Source organism: Paraburkholderia phenoliruptrix, assembly GCF_047325075.1.
Lineage (GTDB): Bacteria > Pseudomonadota > Gammaproteobacteria > Burkholderiales > Burkholderiaceae > Paraburkholderia > Paraburkholderia phenoliruptrix.
The window spans coordinates 1393401-1408653 of sequence record NZ_CP168530.1 but is presented as its reverse complement, the minus strand read 5'-3'; the positions used below and the strand labels follow the sequence as shown (position 1 = coordinate 1408653).

At 66.5% G+C, this 15253-nt stretch carries 14 protein-coding genes; 11 read left to right on the top strand and 3 right to left on the bottom strand.

Translation table 11 applies throughout. From position 1 onward, the window contains the following. Positions 1 to 12: 12 nt before the first annotated feature. The 10 genes from ACEN8U_RS06270 to ACEN8U_RS06225 all read left to right on the top strand — a co-directional run bounded on the left by ACEN8U_RS06270 (position 13) and on the right by ACEN8U_RS06225 (position 9615). The gene (locus ACEN8U_RS06270) at positions 13 to 810 is read left to right on the top strand and encodes an ABC transporter permease (RefSeq protein ID WP_013590423.1); all 798 of its coding nucleotides are present in this window, start codon (positions 13 to 15) and stop codon (positions 808 to 810) included. Further along, positions 807 to 1955 (top strand): FAD-dependent oxidoreductase, encoded by a 1149-nt coding sequence (locus tag ACEN8U_RS06265; RefSeq protein ID WP_310108112.1) that lies wholly within the window; start codon positions 807 to 809, stop codon positions 1953 to 1955. The genes ACEN8U_RS06270 and ACEN8U_RS06265 overlap by 4 nt, the downstream gene beginning before the upstream one ends. 7 nt (positions 1956 to 1962) lie before the next feature. After that, the gene (locus tag ACEN8U_RS06260) at positions 1963 to 2346 is read left to right on the top strand and encodes a (2Fe-2S)-binding protein (protein WP_310108114.1); all 384 of its coding nucleotides are present in this window, start codon (positions 1963 to 1965) and stop codon (positions 2344 to 2346) included. Continuing rightward, entirely contained in the window at positions 2336 to 3742 is a 1407-nt protein-coding gene (locus ACEN8U_RS06255) for an NAD(P)/FAD-dependent oxidoreductase (protein ID WP_310108115.1), read from the top strand. Before ACEN8U_RS06260 ends, ACEN8U_RS06255 begins: the two co-directional genes overlap by 11 nt. Then, a complete protein-coding gene (locus tag ACEN8U_RS06250; protein ID WP_310108117.1) occupies positions 3735 to 4907 on the top strand; it encodes an FAD-binding oxidoreductase in 1173 nt (390 codons plus the stop codon). Before ACEN8U_RS06255 ends, ACEN8U_RS06250 begins: the two co-directional genes overlap by 8 nt. Positions 4908 to 4986: 79 nt before the next feature. After that, positions 4987 to 5340 (top strand): RidA family protein, encoded by a 354-nt coding sequence (locus ACEN8U_RS06245; RefSeq protein ID WP_013590428.1) that lies wholly within the window; start codon positions 4987 to 4989, stop codon positions 5338 to 5340. A gap of 502 nt (positions 5341 to 5842) precedes the next feature. Further along, entirely contained in the window at positions 5843 to 6541 is a 699-nt protein-coding gene (locus ACEN8U_RS06240; RefSeq protein ID WP_310108119.1) for an MgtC/SapB family protein, read from the top strand. A 113-nt stretch (positions 6542 to 6654) separates the two neighbouring features. Then, positions 6655 to 7536 (top strand): RNA polymerase sigma-70 factor, encoded by an 882-nt coding sequence (locus tag ACEN8U_RS06235; protein WP_310108121.1) that lies wholly within the window; start codon positions 6655 to 6657, stop codon positions 7534 to 7536. 147 nt (positions 7537 to 7683) lie between these two features. Continuing rightward, on the top strand, positions 7684 to 8733 hold the full coding sequence (locus ACEN8U_RS06230) for a LysR family transcriptional regulator (protein ID WP_310108122.1): 1050 nt from the start codon (positions 7684 to 7686) through the stop codon (positions 8731 to 8733). A 126-nt stretch (positions 8734 to 8859) separates the two neighbouring features. Next, complete coding sequence (locus ACEN8U_RS06225) at positions 8860 to 9615, top strand: SDR family oxidoreductase (protein WP_310108124.1); 756 nt, start codon at positions 8860 to 8862, stop codon at positions 9613 to 9615. 95 nt (positions 9616 to 9710) lie between these two features. Here ACEN8U_RS06225 and ACEN8U_RS06220 read toward each other — a convergent pair whose 3' ends face one another. Continuing rightward, positions 9711 to 10889: a GGDEF domain-containing protein gene (locus ACEN8U_RS06220; protein WP_310108126.1), complete on the bottom strand. Its 1179-nt coding sequence runs from the start codon at positions 10887 to 10889 to the stop codon at positions 9711 to 9713. Positions 10890 to 11122: 233 nt separating this feature from the next. On the opposite strand from ACEN8U_RS06220, the gene ACEN8U_RS06215 reads away from it, so the two are divergent. Then, the gene (locus ACEN8U_RS06215) at positions 11123 to 12316 is read left to right on the top strand and encodes a hypothetical protein (protein WP_310108128.1); all 1194 of its coding nucleotides are present in this window, start codon (positions 11123 to 11125) and stop codon (positions 12314 to 12316) included. Between the two features lie 67 nt (positions 12317 to 12383). Here ACEN8U_RS06215 and ACEN8U_RS06210 read toward each other — a convergent pair whose 3' ends face one another. Together ACEN8U_RS06210 and ACEN8U_RS06205 are read right to left on the bottom strand one after the other, a co-directional pair. Next, positions 12384 to 14093 carry a tannase/feruloyl esterase family alpha/beta hydrolase gene (locus tag ACEN8U_RS06210; protein ID WP_310108130.1) on the bottom strand — a complete coding sequence of 570 codons (1710 nt, stop codon included), beginning with the start codon at positions 14091 to 14093 and terminating at the stop codon, positions 12384 to 12386. Between the two features lie 10 nt (positions 14094 to 14103). Beyond that, positions 14104 to 15246 carry a porin gene (locus tag ACEN8U_RS06205; RefSeq protein WP_310108132.1) on the bottom strand — a complete coding sequence of 381 codons (1143 nt, stop codon included), beginning with the start codon at positions 15244 to 15246 and terminating at the stop codon, positions 14104 to 14106. Positions 15247 to 15253: the final 7 nt, after the last annotated feature.

The following is a 15253-nucleotide window of genomic DNA, read 5'->3' as shown; positions in this document are numbered from 1 at the left end:
AAGGAGAGCGAAATGAAACAGAACGGCATGGCCGGCCTCATCTATAACGCGTTCTTCCTGAGCTTCATTCTCGCGCCGCTCGTGGTCGTGATGCTCGTCGCGTTCACCGACAAGGGCTTTATTTCGATGCCCTTCGACGGCGCCTCGCTGCGCTGGTTCCGCGCGATCCTCGAGAACGGCGACATCGTCGCGGCGTTCTGGCTGTCGGTGCGGCTTGCCTTCGCCGCGGCGACCATCGGCGTGCTGCTCGCGGTGCCCGCCGCGCTCGCCATTGCGCGCTATCGTTTCCCGGGCCGCGCCGCGCTCACGAGCTTCTTTCTCTCGCCGATGATGATCCCCGCCGTCGTGCTCGGCATCGCGTTCCTGCGTTTTCTGTCGCTGCTGCATCTGTCGGGATCGTTCTGGTCGCTCGTCTGCGCGCACGTGGTCATCGTGCTGCCGTATGCGCTGCGTCTCGCGCTCTCGTCGGCCGTCGGGCTCGATCGGGATGCAGAGCGCGCCGCGCTCTCATGTGGCGCGAGCCGCTTCACGGCCTTTCGCCGCGTCGTGCTGCCGATGATCCGCACCGGCGTCGCGGGCGGCTGGGTGCTCTCGTTCATCCAGAGTTTCGACGAACTGACCATGACCATTTTCGTCGCGACGCCCGGCACCACCACCCTGCCCGTCGCCATGTACAACCAGATCGCGCAGACCATCGACCCGCTCGTCGCCTCGGTGTCGGCGGTGCTGATCGTCGGCACGGTCCTGCTGATGGTCCTGCTCGACCGCATGGTCGGACTCGACCGTATTCTGATCGGAGAAGCCCAATGACGCTTTCACGCACCGCCGACTCCGGCGCGCTCGCGGATGTGATCGTGGTGGGCGGCGGCCTCGTCGGTTCCGCCGTCGCCTACGGACTCGCCCGCGAAGGCGCACGCGTGACCGTGCTCGACGAGGACGACGGCGGCTTTCGCGCCTCGCGCGGCAATTTCGGCCTCGTGTGGATTCAGGGCAAAGGCTACGGCCTGTCGCCGTATGCACGGTGGTCGCGCAGCTCGGCGACGCGCTGGCCCCAGTTCGCGCAGGCACTGCTCGATGAATCGGCCATCGACGTAGCGCTCAAACAGCCCGGCGGTTTCCATTTCTGCTTCAGCGACGACGAACTCGCCGAGCGCGAGAAGCGCCTCTCCACCTTGCGCGCGGAACTGGGCGACTACCCGTTCCAGATGCTCGATGCCGCCGACGTGCGCGCGCGCATTCCGCAGATCGGGCCCGCCGTGATCGGCGCGAGCTATACGCCGATGGACGGCCACGTGAATCCGCTCAAGCTGCTGCGCGCGCTGCACACGGCGATGCAGGCGCGCGGCGTGCGGCTCGTGTCGGCGGAACGGGCGCTCGGTATCGAGCCGCAGGGGCACGGCTTCATGGTGCGCGGCAAACTCGGCACGTATCGCGCTGCGAAAGTCGTGCTCGCCGCGGGACTCGGCAATCGCGCGCTCGCGCCGTTCGTCGGACTGAACGCGCCGGTCGCGCCCAATCGCGGGCAGGTGCTCGTGAGCGAGCGCGTCGCGCCGTTCCTTCACTACCCCACGCTCAACGTGCGCCAGACCGACGAAGGCACCGTGCAGTTCGGCGATTCGATGGAAGAAGTCGGCTTCGACGATTTCACCACGACGCACGTGCTGGCCGACATCGCCCGGCGCGGCGTGCGCGCGTTCCCGATGCTGCGACACGTGCGGCTCGTGCGCATGTGGGCGGCGCTGCGCGTCTACAGCCCCGACGGCTTTCCCATCTACGACCAGTCGCAAGCGCATCCTGGCGCATTCGTGGTCACGTGCCACAGCGGCGTGACGCTCGCCGCCGCGCACGCGCTGCGCGTCGCGCCGTGGATCATGGGCGCGCGCATGCCCGACGAACTGCCCACCTTCTCCGCGCAACGCTTCGAGCGTGCAACGGAATTGACTCTTGCTCATTGAACCCGACATGACTATCCGATCGACTGACACGCCGGCTCACACACTGTTCAAACCGCTGCCGGGCGCGCAAGGCGCGAGCGCGGCGAACGTCGCCATCTGGTTCAACGACCGGCCGCTTTCCGTGCCCGGCGGCCGCTCGGTGGCAGCCGCTCTGCTCGCCGCGGGCATCGCGCGGTTTCGCGCGACGCCGGTCTCCGGCGCACCGCGCGCGCCGTTCTGCATGATGGGCGCCTGCTTCGAGTGTCTCGTCGAGATTGACGGCGTGCCGAGCCGCCAGGCCTGCATGGTCGAAGTCAAGGCCGGCATGCGCATCCGCTCGCAGGAAGGCGCACGCGACCTGCCGCCCACCAACCTCGCGGACGCCCTGCAGGAGAACGTTCATGGCCGCTGATTTCGCAACCGAAGCCGTCGACGTGGTCGTGGTCGGCGCCGGTCCCGCCGGCATGAGCGCGGCGACGCGCGCCGCGCGCGCGGGCCTGAAGACCGTGCTGATCGACGAACAGGACGCCGTGGGCGGCCAGATCTATCGCGCGATTGGCCGCGCCGATGCGCGCCGCAAGGAGATTCTCGGTCCCGATTACGCGGCGGGCGCCGCGATCGCCGACGCGTTCGCCGCATCCGGCGCGCGTCATCTGACCAACGCGACCGTCTGGCAGGTCACGCGCGAGCGCGGCGTCAATTATCTGAAGGACGGCAAGATCGGCAGCTTCGACGCGCAACGCGTAATTCTCGCGAGCGGCGCGCTGGAGCGGCCCTTTCCGATTCCGGGCTGGACGCTGCCGGGCGTGCTGACCGCGGGCGCCGCGCAAATCCTCCTGAAGAGCGCCGGCGAAGTGCCCGCCGCGCCGCCCGTGCTGGCCGGCTGCGGGCCGCTGCTCTACCTGCTCGGCTGGCAATACGTACGCGCCGGCGTGCCGATTCGCGCGCTCGTCGACACCACGCGGCACGAGGATCGCTGGCGCGCCAAGCGCCACATGCTTTCGGCGCTGCGCGCGTGGCCGTTCCTCAGCAAAGGCCTGCAACTGATTCGGACGCTGCGCGACGCAGGCGTGCCGATCTTCGAAGCCGCCGACGATCTGCGCGTCGAGGCAAGCGTGGGCGCCGACCGCGTGGAGCGCGCCGCCGCGCTGCATTTCACGACGCAAGGCAAAGCGCATCGCCTCGAAGCGGATGTGATCCTGCTGCATCAGGGCGTGGTGCCGAACACGCAGTTCACGCAGGCACTGCGCGCGGCGCACCGCTGGGACGACGCGCAGCTCTGCTTCACGCCGCAACTCGATGCGTGGGGCGAGCTGGATGTGCCCGGCATTTTTGTCGCGGGCGACGGCGCGGGCATTGGCGGCGCCCAGGCAGCGGCGTTGCAGGGCACGCTCGCGGGCCTCGCGGTCGCCGCGCAACTGGGCGCGCTCACTGCGGCAACCCGCGATGCCGAAGCCGCCGCGCACCGGCGCGCGCTCGCGGGCGTCATGCGCATCCGGCCGTTTCTCGACAGCCTCTATCGTCCGCGCGACGTCAACCGCATTCCGGGCGACGAAACCATTGTGTGCCGTTGCGAGGAAGTCACCGCCGGCGAACTGCGCAAGTTCGTCGGGCTCGGCTGCGTCGGGCCGAACCAGGCCAAGTCGTTCGGACGCTGCGGCATGGGGCCGTGCCAGGGCCGCATGTGCGGTCTCACGGTCACGGAAGTGATCGCGGACGCGCGGCGCGTCTCACCCGCCGAGGTCGGCTACTACCGCATCCGTCCGCCGATCAAACCGCTCACGCTCGGAGAACTCGCCGGTGAATGACACGACCGCCATCCAGGAAGCCGACGTGCTGGTGGTCGGCGGCGGGCTGCACGGCACGAGCAGCGCGTTTCATCTCGCGCGCCGCGGTGCAAAGGTCATCGTGCTCGAAGCCGACTACGTCGCGCGTCATTCGTCGGGGGTGAATGCGGGCGGCGTGCGCACGCTCGGGCGCCCGCTGCCTGAAATTCCGCTTGCGCTGATGTCGCGTGAAATCTGGCACGGCATGACCGATCTGCTCGGCGAGGACGGCGGCTTTGTGGCCTCCGGCCAGCTCAAGATCGCCGAAACCGACGACGAGCTCGCCGCCTGCCGTGAGCGTGTCGCGCTGCTGCAATCGCACGGCTTCACGCACGAGACGCTGATCGACCGCGAAACCGTGCTCGAACTCGAACCCGCGCTTGCGCGCCATGTCACGGGCGGCATCTGGGTGGAGCGCGACGGCTATGCGCTGCCCTATCGGACCACCACGGCATTTCGACTCGCCGCCGAACGGCTCGGTGCGCGTTTTCTGGAAGGCACGGGCGTGCGCCGCATCGAACAGCGCGGCACGCGCTGGTTCGCGCTCACGCCGCGCGGCACGTTCAGCGCGCACAAGCTGCTCGTCACCGCGGGCGCGTGGTCCGGCGAACTCGCGAAGCAGGTCGGCGAGCCCGTGCCCGTGCATCCGGAAGGTTTGATGCTGATGGTCACGCATCGCGTCGCGCCGTTCTGCCGGGCAACGCTCGGCGCCACCGGCAGACCGCTGTCGTTCAAGCAGTTCGACAACGGCACGGTGGTGATCGGCGGAAAGCTGATCGGTATCGCGGATCTCGCCAACCGTCACGGCGAAGTGGATTTCGTGCGGCTCGTGCGCAGCGCGCGCACGGTCACGGATCTCTTTCCGCATCTGCGCCATCTCGGCGTGAACCGCGCGTGGGCCGGCGTCGAAGCCTTCACCGAAGACGAACTGCCCGTCATTTCCGCAAGCCGCAAGGCGTCGAATCTGTACTACTCGTTCGGCTATTGCGGCAGCGGCTTTCAGCTCGGCCCGGGCTGCGGCAAGCTCGTGTCCGAACTGATGCTCGACGGCACCACGAGCCTTTCGCTCGATGCGTTTGCGATCGACCGTTTCGCGCGCCATGCCGCCTCCGCGGGCGCGCACGCCGGGCATCTCGTCGCGCATTAACTTTGACCCTGTTCTGCCGCGTCGCGCCGTCTTCGTGAGCGCGCGGCGGCTTCCTTCGACCTCAACCTGAGAGATTGTCATGACCGATATCGTTCGCATCGAAACCAATCAACGCATGAGCCGTGTCGTCAAGGCGGGCGGCCTCGTCTTTATCGGCGGCCAGACTTCCGCGGATCACGCGCCCGACGTGAAAATCCAGACCGCAAAAGTGCTGGAGAAAATCGACGGCTTTCTGGACAAGGCCGGTATCGACAAGACCCGGCTCGTCTCCGCGCAAGTCTGGCTCGCGGACATCGCGCGCGATTTCGCCGGCATGAACGAAGTCTGGGATGCGTGGGTTCCGCAAGGCTGCGCGCCCACGCGAGCAACCGTGCAAGCCTCACTGGCCGCGCCGGAATTGCTGGTCGAAATCGCGGTGATCGCGCTAGCCTGATCCGGTTCGTGAGACGGCGGCAGCAGCCAGCTTTCAACCCGATGACGTTTGCTCTGCTTATCAATTCCGGTTGACTTGGCTCAACCGGCCTATCTACAATCTCGACGTTCTTCGAAAACGGGGCCCTGCCTTGGAAACCAGCAGTAGTCGATCATCCAGTTGTTTCGCCGCCTGAACGGCAGGACGCCCGCGCTTCTTCCCAAGCCGCCGTCTTGCCGCCAGGCAAACGGTGCGCATCGCAGCAAACTTTCCGTGCACCTCGATCAGCGCCATGTGGATGCGGTTTCGTCGCGTCCGCACGGCCCATGCGTTGCGAGCTTCGACTGGCGGCGGTGCCCGTGCGCGCCTGCACGATAGCCCGCGCCGGCCGATGCGCAGGCGCTGCCCATGCAGCGAGGCTCGTGTCAATTGCCTGACACACATCCATGTCACGCTGACCGCCCTTGCAGGCGGCGCACTCGTCCGCCTTTTGCTTATGAATGCTTTTTTCACCGGACTGCACATGACTCTCGAATTCGTCTGGCGGCTTCTCTTCGCGTTTGGCTGCGGCGTCGCCATCGGCGTCGAGCGGCAACTGCGGCAACGCACGGCCGGCCTGCGCACCATCACGCTCGTGACGAGCGGCGCATGCCTGTTCGTTTCATTAGGAATGCTGATGGGCAACGGCATCACGCAGATCGCCGCCTATGTGGTGTCCGGCGTCGGCTTTCTGGGCGGCGGCGTGATCATGCGCGACAAGGGTTCCATACAAGGCATCAACACGGCGGCCACGCTATGGTGTGCCGCGGCTGTCGGCGTGCTGTCGGGCACGGGCTACTTCGCACCCGCCGTCGCGGGAACGCTGGTCGTGCTCGCCACCAATACCGTGCTGCGCGAGCTCAGCCGCGCGATCAATGCCGCGCCGGTCGCGAACGCGGACGTGGTGCGCGATTACGAGCTGTCGGTGGTGTGTCGCGAAGCCGACGAGGTGCACATTCGCGCGGTGCTGTCGAACGCGATGTACTCGGAGCCCTTGTCGTTTCAGAGTCTGACGAGTCAGGACTGCGATGGTCAGCCGCCGCGCGTGCAGGTCACCGCGACTTGCCGGACGCATCCGAAGGATCAGGCGCGCATCGAGCAGGTCGCCAGTCGCATCAGCATGGAAAGAGGCGTCTCGAGCGTCAGTTGGTCGGCGAAGGAGGCCGAGCCGGCGCCCGAATGATTTCGCCGGCGGCGGCAAGACGCGCCGTGGTCCATGGCAATATGCGGGTGTCGGCTTCGGCCTCTGCCTCGGCTTCGAGCGAGACATCTGCTCACGCAACAGGAAACTTGTCCATGGACGACGACGCGCGCGCCTTCAACAGCCTTCGCCCGCGCTTGCAGAAGATCGCCTATCGCATGCTCGGCTCGGTGGCCGAAGCGGAAGACATCGTGCAGGATGTCTGGCTGCGCTGGCACGCGGCGTCCCGTGAAACGATCGATAACGCCGAAGCATGGCTCGTCGCGGTGACGACGCGGGTGGCCATCGACCGCTTGCGCGCCGCGAAAACGCAGCGCGAGCACTACACGGGCACGTGGCTGCCGGAACCGCAGCTGAGCGGCTCGCCCGCCACTCCCGAGGAAGCCGTCGAGCACAGCGACGACGTTTCCGTGGCGTTTCTGCTGTTGCTGGAGCGTCTGACGCCCGAGGCGCGCGCGGCCTTCCTGTTGCGCGAAGTCTTCGACGCCGATTACGACGAAGTCGCCGCGGCGATCGGCAAGACCGAGGCGGCCTGCCGTCAGCTGGTGAGCCGCGCCAAAGCGCAATTGCGCGACGAACGGCCACGCCATGTCGTGCCGCGTGAGACGCACCATCGGCTGCTGCGGATGTTCGCGCAGGCTGTCGAGCGCGGCGATTTTCCTTCAATCCATGCCCTGCTTGCGGAAGACGCCCTGCTGATCGGCGACGGCGGCGGCAAGGTGCCGAGCGTGGCCAAACCGATGGAGGGCGGCCGGCGCATCGCGCAGCTCTTCTACGCCGGCTCGCGGCGTTACGGCAGCCAGGTTCAGGTCAGGCTCACACTGCTCAACGGCGAGTGGGCGCTGTTGCGCTTTATCGAAGGCACGCTCGAATCCGCACTGTCGTTCGAAACGGACAACGAGCGCATTGTGCGCATTCTGGCGCAGCGCAATCCCGACAAGCTCGCGCGCATCGCCGCGGCCTACGCCAACGCCTGACGCGGCCCCGCCCGATGCGGCGCGGCGCGGCCGAACGCTGCCTGCCGCCCGATGCCTGCACGCATCCCGCGCATGGGCGGCCGGGCATGTCACAAACGGCGCGACTGATACGTCTAGCCGGTTTTGAACTGGAACACTCGTGCCCGCATGCCAGATCACCGCCCGCCCCCACCCTCGCTCGTCACCGGGAGTCAGGCTCCCCACGACCCTCACGATCCTCACGACCCATTCGCCAGCAGCTTTGCGACCACGTATGCCGGCGTCATCTCGTTTCTGGCCGTCGCGGACGAAGGCAGTTTCGCGCGCGCGGGCGACCGGCTGGGCATCGGCCGTTCGTCGGTGAGCCGCAATGTGCAGAAACTCGAGGCGCAGCTCGAGGTGCGTCTTTTCCTGCGCACCACGCGCAGCACGTCGCTCACGCGCGAAGGCGAACTGTTCTACGAGCGCTGCCAGCCGGGCGTCGAGCGTATCGTGGAGGCGCTCGACGGCATGCGCGAGCTGCGCAGCGGGCCGCCGCGCGGGCATCTGCGGATTGCATCGACGTCCGGCTTCGGCCGCCGGATCGTTGCGCCCCTCTTGCGCGGTTTTCACTCGCGCTTTCCCGGCATCACGCTCGAACTGCTGCTGAACGAGCGCCCCGCGGACTTCACGAGCGACCGCGTCGACGTGTCGTTTCGCGAAGGCCGGATGGAAGACAGCGGCATCGTCGCGCGGCAACTGATCGCGATGCAGATGATCGTCTGCGCGTCGCCGGCCTATGCGCGCAGGCACGGTTTGCCGCGCCGCATCGACGAACTGGCGCAGCATCGCTGCATCAACTTTCGCATGGCCTCCGGGCGCATCAAGGAGTGGGAGTTCAAGGTGGACGGCCATACGCAGCGGCATCAACCCGCGGCGCAGCATACGTTCAACGACGCGGATCTGATTCTGCAAGCGGTGCTCGACGGCGTGGGCATCGCGCAGGTGCCTGCCTATCAGGTGTGCGATCTGCTCGGCGAGCGGCGCCTCGTGAGCTGCCTCGGCCAACACGCGCCGGACGATAGCGGCCACTACATCTGCTATTTGAGCCGCAAGCATCTGCCTGCCCGCATCCGCGTATTCGTCGACTACATGACTGAAGCGACGCGCGCCATGAATCTGCACTGCCTCGCTACGACGACAACGGCGGCGGCCCCGGAGTTATCGGCAGTCGAATGACAAGTGGGGCGATTGGTGTCGGCAAGGCAACATGGTGAGCCGGCGCGGACGCCTACCGCGGCACGCCGCGCCCGCCTACCATTGACTTCATGCGGCACATGCCGCCAACGACACTCGGAGTGGACCATGAAGATCGTCATTATCGGCGGCACCGGCCTGATCGGCTCGAAGACGCACGCCATTCTGCGCAACGCCGGGCACGAGGTGCTCGCCGCGTCGCCGAAAAGCGGCGTCAACACGCTCACCGGCGAAGGACTCGCTGACGCGCTGGCCGGCGCGCAAGTGGTGGTCGACCTTGCCAATTCGCCGTCGTTCGAAGACAAGGCCGTGCTCGAATTCTTCGAGACTTCCGGGCGCAACCTGCATCAGGCAGAGCGCGCGGCGGGCGTCGGGCATCATGTCGCGCTTTCCATCGTGGGCACCGACCGCACGCCGGAAAACGGCTATTTCCGCGCCAAAGTCGCGCAGGAGAAACTGGTCGAGGCATCGGGCATTCCGTACACCATCATCCGCTCGACGCAGTTCATGGAATTTCTCGGCGGCATCGCGGCGTCCAGCGTGCAAGGCAACGCGATCCACCTCTCGCCCGGCTCGTTCCAGCCCATTGCGGCGGACGACGTCGCCGCCTTCGTTGCGGACGTCGCGCTCGCTGCGCCACGCAACGGCATCGTGGAAATCGCGGGACCGGAGCGCGCGCCGTTCGACGAGATCGTCGCCCGCTACCTGAAGTCGGTTGGCGACCCACGCGAGGTGGTGCGCGACTCCGAGGCGCTCTACTTCGGCGGCCGCGTCGACGAGCGCTCGCTCGTGCCGCTCGGCGAGGCGCGCCTCGGTCGCATCGGTCTCGACGAATGGTTGCGGCGCAATCAGGCGGCGAGCTGACGCCTGTCCGTGCAGCGAACCCGAAACGCATGCTGTCTGTGCTGTTTCGCGCGGCGCGGCGCTCGCGCAGTGCGCTCGCCGCGGCGTAACACGCGCTATTTGACGAGCTTGAGGCTCACGGCCTTGTGCGCGCCTTCGACGCGGTTGCCGCCCAGCGACTTGGCGCGATAGAGCGCCTCGTCCGCGGCGGCCAGCAATTCGGCAAGCGACTCTGCGGCGTCAGCCGAATGCGCGAGGCCGATGCTGACCGTCGCCTGAATGTCGTCGCCGTCCACGCGGTGCGAAACGGTCTGCGCGAAGCGCGCGACGATCATCTCGCCCACCGCTTGCGCGCGCGCTGCGTCATGGCGAGGCAAGAGCGCCGCGAACTCTTCTCCGCCGATGCGCGCCAGCACCGCGTCGTGTCCCACCGCGCCGCGAGCCACTTCCGCGAAAGACTTGAGCACTTCGTCGCCGGTCTTGTGACCGTAGCGGTCGTTGAGCTTCTTGAAGCGGTCCAGATCCAGCGCGAGCAGCGACAAGGGCCGGCTTTTGCCACCCTCGCCGATCACGCGCTCGCCTTGTTCGAAGAACCACCTGCGATTGCCGAGGCCGGTCAGATAGTCGGTTTGCGATTGCTGCAGCAGTTGCCCATGGGTTTCCTCGCGGATGAGCTTGAGCAGCGTCATCGGCAGGACGACCGAATACAGCACGCCCTCATACATGGTGACGACGCTCGAGACCAGCAACAGGCCGTTGCCGTACCGTGCCGCGAGCCACGGCAGCGCGAGTGCCCGGAACGCATACGTGAGCGCATGAATGCCCGTCACGGCGACCGCGATATAGCGCGAGGGCAACGCCTTCAAGTCGTCGCCGCGCAACAGTTCGCGCGACGTCATGCCGCTCGCCAGCGCGATCGGGATCGCGCTGACATACGCCCAGATCGTGCTCTCCCAGCGCGCGCTGCCCACCGCCCACGTCAGCGCCATGACAACGAGGAGCCCGACAGACGCGGCCCGATATTGCCGGCGGCTTAGCAGCGCCACGCCATGCAGGACGAGCAGGTAACCCGTCAGAATGACCAGATTGCTGAGCGCGGAGCCCCACGCGCCGGGCAGCTCGCGGCGAAACATGGCCGCCGCGCAACCGATGGCGAGCGTCGCATAGCCCGCGGCCAGCACGCTCAACTCCCGGCTGCGCCGCGGATGACTTCGGTGCTCCCATAGCGTCATGCCGGAACTGGCGAGAAGCGTTCCGATGATGAGGAGATAGAGGGTAAAGAGATCGACACGCATCGCTGACGGGAGGTTCGACGCCAGCACAGTGCGGCGGCAGCCGCATTTTACAGTGCCGCCCGATTCCACGATGCAGGTCGGTTAAATCGCGTGCCGATTTCTCCGGACACCCCAGAATGCGACATAAAAAGTCGCAAAACGTTGTTATTCAATCGGTTTATTCCACAAATGCATCTGCTACGCTGCCTCTGCCGGATTCGTATTCATTTTCAACCACGGCCATGGAGCACGCGATGTTGGAACGGCTGGATTTGCGATTCGCCCTGATCGGCGCCTTACTGATTCTTTCCGGCTGCGGCGGCGGAGGCGGCGGCGCGTCGAACATCGGCGCCAACGGCGCGGGCGCCGCGGCGCCGGCCGGCTCGGGCACGAACGCGACAGCACCCACGCTGGCCGCCGCAACCCCCGTGGTCGACGGCACCGCGCTGGGCGATTCCAACTGGCCCACGGGCTCGACAGCGTCGGGCGGCCTCGGCCAGCCTGTCAGCGGGCTGAACTGCGCGCTGCCGAGCAAGGCATATACGTATACGCATCTGTCCATCTACCAGAACGGGCGCCAGCTCGCGGTGCCGGCCAACATCGGCGCCGTGGCGCCGACCATGGCCGCGCAGACCGGCTGCTCCTATCCGCTTCACACGGTGGATGCGAGCGGCAAGATCCATATGGATACGACGACCGGCGCGTCGTACACGCTCGGTCAGTTCTTCGCGATCTGGGGTGAAACGCTTGGCGCCTCGAATGTCGCCGGCCTGAGCGGATCGCCGGTGACGATCTATGTGAACGACGGCGGCACGCTGTCGAAATACACCGGCGACCCGGCGAGCCTCGTGCTGCCGCCGCATGGCGAGGTCACCATCATGGTCGGCACGCCGCTCACGCAGATTCCCACTTATACGTGGACCGATCCGCCGCCCTTCGACCCGAATCCCGTCACGCTCACTTACGGCGGCGTGGTGGGCACGGCGTACTGGCCGAACGGCAATACGTCGACGGGCGGCACCGGCGGCGCGGTCGACGGCTTGATCTGCGCCGCCGGCATGGCCGAGCTTTACCACGTGCACGCGCATCTCGCGATCGTCAAGGACGGCCAGTGGCTCGCTTTGCCGGCCAACGTGGGCATTCTTTCGCAGTGCAACTACGAGATGCACACGCACGACCAGACCGGCATCATTCACATCGAAACGCCGACCCTGAAAACCTTCACGCTGGGCCAGTTCTTCGACATCTGGGGGCAGCCGCTCTCCAGCACGAACGTCGCGGGCATCACCGGCAACGTGGTGGCGTACATCAACGACAACGGCGACTCGCGGCGCTACATGGGCGATCTGCGCAACATCGAGCTCACTTCGCTGCGCGACATCACCTTGCAGATCGGCACGCCCGCAGTCAGCACCCTCGCGACTTACTCGTGGTACGAGCAGCAGTGATCCGAACTTCGAGTGCTGCGCCGGTGTCGACTCTTTGCCAAGTCGACACCGGCGGGGCGCTCAAGGATCAACTACACGAAAAACTCGCGGCCGAGTTCACGTCGCCGCCCTTGTAGCGCGCCACTTTCGGATAAGGACACAGCGGCCGCGTGCGGCCCGCCCCCCAATCCGCCGGCACTTCGCTGTTCGGTATCGCATTGCTCGCGTCGCGTGCGGTCGCGATCACGCTATCGGGCGCCTTGCCCTGCTCCACCCACGCGACCATTGGCGTCAGCATGTCGAACTGGTCGGCCGCCGGGCCGCCCGAACAATGGTTCATGCCCGCAACCGTATAGAGCCGCGCGAAATTGCTCGCGTCGCCGCCATTGGCCGCCATCAGGCGTTGATACCAGTCGGTCGTGTCATTCGACGAGAACACCGGGTCGCTCGTGCCGTGATACACCATGAGCTTCGCGCCGCGTTGCTTGAGTGCGCTGAGATTCGTTTCGTCCGGCGGCGTCATGAAGGACCACGACGATTCCGTGTAGGCGCCGCTCGTCGCGAAGATTTTCGGCGCGTCGGTGTCCATGCTGAAGTTGAGCGCGTACGACGACAACTGCGCGAGCAGCGACGCGCTTTGCGGCGGCGTGGTGAACGTGAAGGCAGCCGCGGCGGGATCGAGCGTGATCGAATTGCTTTGCTTCCACTGTGCCCAGCCCGCGCCGCTCACGCCGGCATCGTACGGAAAGCTCGCGTAAAGCGCCGTGCCCGCGCTATTGCGCGCGCCCGAGAACACGTTGCCGATCGCATCCTTTTGCGCCGTGGTCAGGCACGTGCCGTCGCGCACGTTGCCCGTGCAGGTCGGTACGTCGGCGGCAAGGCTGAAATTCGCCTGGCAGGCCTTGATGTCCTGCACCATGCCGTCGGCGGCGCCATCCAGCGCGTCGCATTTCGCGAGAATTCGCGAGGCGACCAGTTGCCGCTCGGCGGTCGTGAAGCCGGTCTTGATGTCGGGCAACCCATTCGCGGTCGTTGCGGTCGCAACCTTCGCGAACTGCTGTGCGCCCCACATTTCGCCGATGGCCGCCTTCGGCAAATGGAATCCCGGATCGCCTGCAATGATGCCGTCGTATTCCGCCGACGACCTGGCCGCCGCTACCATCGCGTGGCGTCCGCCGTTCGAGCATCCCTCGAAATAGCTGCGATCCGGCGCCTTGCCATAGGCAGTGCGAATCACCTGCTTGGCCATCGGCGTCAAGGTGGCGACCGCGTTATAGCCGTAGTCGATCCGCGCCTGCGGATCAAGGCCGAAAAGCGGATTCTGCGACGACGAGTGCCCCGCGTCGGAACTGATCACGGCAAATCCCATGTTCAGCGCGTCGTTGAGCGGGCCGCCCCCGCCTATCTCGCCCGTCGCCGTGACGACGTTGCCATCCAGCCCGCCATTGGCCTGATAAAAGAAGCGCCCGTTCCATGCAATCGGCAGACGCATTTCGAAGCCGATCGCATAAGTCTTGCCGTCGACCGCGCTCACGCGCTGGTTCATCTGCCCCTGCACGAGACAGTGTTCGGCGACAGGTTTGCCCGCCACCGTCAGCGTTCCGGCGGGCACGTCCTGCACGGAACTGAACGTCGTGTTCGCGAACGCCAATTTGGCGGCCAATGTCGCACAGCTTCCAGCGAGCGCCGCCGGCTGGGCCGCGCTCAGTTGCGGGAGTGCCGACAGGTTGTCCCCCGAGCCGCCGCCGCAAGCGCCCAGCGTGGCCGACACGCACACTGCAATCACCGACCTGTTCATTCGATGTCTCCTAGAACGAGTGCTTGATGCCGACCATCACGCCGGTCTGCCCCATGCCGGCGGCGGGCGTGGTGCCGCCACCGCCGCCGCTCACCGAATAGCGCGCCTTCGTGCTGTTTGCGAGGTAGGCGGCCTGCGCGTAGACGGACGAGCGCTTGCTCAGCAGATACGTGGTGCGCAAGGTGCCCATCGTCGCGCGCGAGTCGTGCGCGCTGTTGATGATGCGGAACACTTCTCCGTCGACGATGAACGCGGGCGTGACGAAATACGACGCACCGACGAAGAAAAGGTCCGAGCGCACGTTCGGCACCGCCGGCGAATCCGTCACCACCCGCCGGCCCAGCCAGCCGGCGCCGAGCTTCGCGCCCGCGTATTGCGCGTACGCGCTGACATGAGTGCGCGCGTCCTTGTCCGCGCCATTGGCAAGCGGCGTGGGCGCGATGCCGTCGAAGAAATTGGCCTGCGCACTGGTGCCGCCGCGCTGCTCTTCATACGATGCCGCGACGCCGAAGTTCGGCGCGTCGTACTTGAGCATCACGGACCAGTCGCGACATTCGGTCGGATGACCCGCGACCGAGCCCGCGCACGTACCCTGTCCCGGCGAATTGCCGGTGCCCGCCGAATCGCGGCCGAACGAATAGCCCGCGCCGAGCGTGAAGCCCTTGTATGTGCCGAGATAGGTGACCGAATTGTCGGCACGCGCATTGGGCACATAGGCGTCGAGCGAACCCATGCCGTAGATGTCGGGGCCGATGATGTCCGCGCCTTGCAGCGCGAGATAGGTCATCGTGTATTGCCGTCCGAATGCGAGCGTGCCGTAAGCCCCCTTAAGGCCGACAAAAGCCTGCCGTCCGAAGAGCCGCCCGCCCTGCCCCGAACTGCCGTCGCGAACGTTGAAGCCGCTCTCGAGCGTGAAGATCGCGCTATAGCCACCGCCGAGATCTTCCACGCCGCGCAGGCCCCAACGCGAAGGCAGCTCGCCTGTCACGGCGGGCATGCGAAACACGTGTCCGCCCGCGGCGTTCGCATGCGATACGTATTCGACGCCCGTATCGACGATGCCGTACAGCGTGACGCTCGATTGTGCAAGCGCGCTCGTGCTGAGCGCACAAAGCGCGCTGGATACCAGAAGCCGGGTCTTGATTGTTTGCATCGTGATT

Bases quoted from the DNA above. Each gene is read 5' to 3' on its own strand.
- ACEN8U_RS06265 (WP_310108112.1), top strand. From the start codon at position 807: ATGACGCTTTCACGCACCGCCGACTCCGGCGCGCTCGCGGATGTGATC.
- ACEN8U_RS06245 (WP_013590428.1), top strand. From the start codon at position 4,987: ATGACCGATATCGTTCGCATCGAAACCAATCAACGCATGAGCCGTGTC.
- ACEN8U_RS06235 (WP_310108121.1), top strand. From the start codon at position 6,655: ATGGACGACGACGCGCGCGCCTTCAACAGCCTTCGCCCGCGCTTGCAG.
- ACEN8U_RS06205 (WP_310108132.1), bottom strand. From the start codon at position 15,246: ATGCAAACAATCAAGACCCGGCTTCTGGTATCCAGCGCGCTTTGTGCG.
- ACEN8U_RS06215 (WP_310108128.1), top strand. From the start codon at position 11,123: ATGTTGGAACGGCTGGATTTGCGATTCGCCCTGATCGGCGCCTTACTG.
- ACEN8U_RS06220 (WP_310108126.1), bottom strand. From the start codon at position 10,889: ATGCGTGTCGATCTCTTTACCCTCTATCTCCTCATCATCGGAACGCTT.
- ACEN8U_RS06230 (WP_310108122.1), top strand. From the start codon at position 7,684: ATGCCAGATCACCGCCCGCCCCCACCCTCGCTCGTCACCGGGAGTCAG.
- ACEN8U_RS06255 (WP_310108115.1), top strand. From the start codon at position 2,336: ATGGCCGCTGATTTCGCAACCGAAGCCGTCGACGTGGTCGTGGTCGGC.
- ACEN8U_RS06270 (WP_013590423.1), top strand. From the start codon at position 13: ATGAAACAGAACGGCATGGCCGGCCTCATCTATAACGCGTTCTTCCTG.
- ACEN8U_RS06240 (WP_310108119.1), top strand. From the start codon at position 5,843: ATGACTCTCGAATTCGTCTGGCGGCTTCTCTTCGCGTTTGGCTGCGGC.
- ACEN8U_RS06225 (WP_310108124.1), top strand. From the start codon at position 8,860: ATGAAGATCGTCATTATCGGCGGCACCGGCCTGATCGGCTCGAAGACG.
- ACEN8U_RS06210 (WP_310108130.1), bottom strand. From the start codon at position 14,093: ATGAACAGGTCGGTGATTGCAGTGTGCGTGTCGGCCACGCTGGGCGCT.
- ACEN8U_RS06260 (WP_310108114.1), top strand. From the start codon at position 1,963: ATGACTATCCGATCGACTGACACGCCGGCTCACACACTGTTCAAACCG.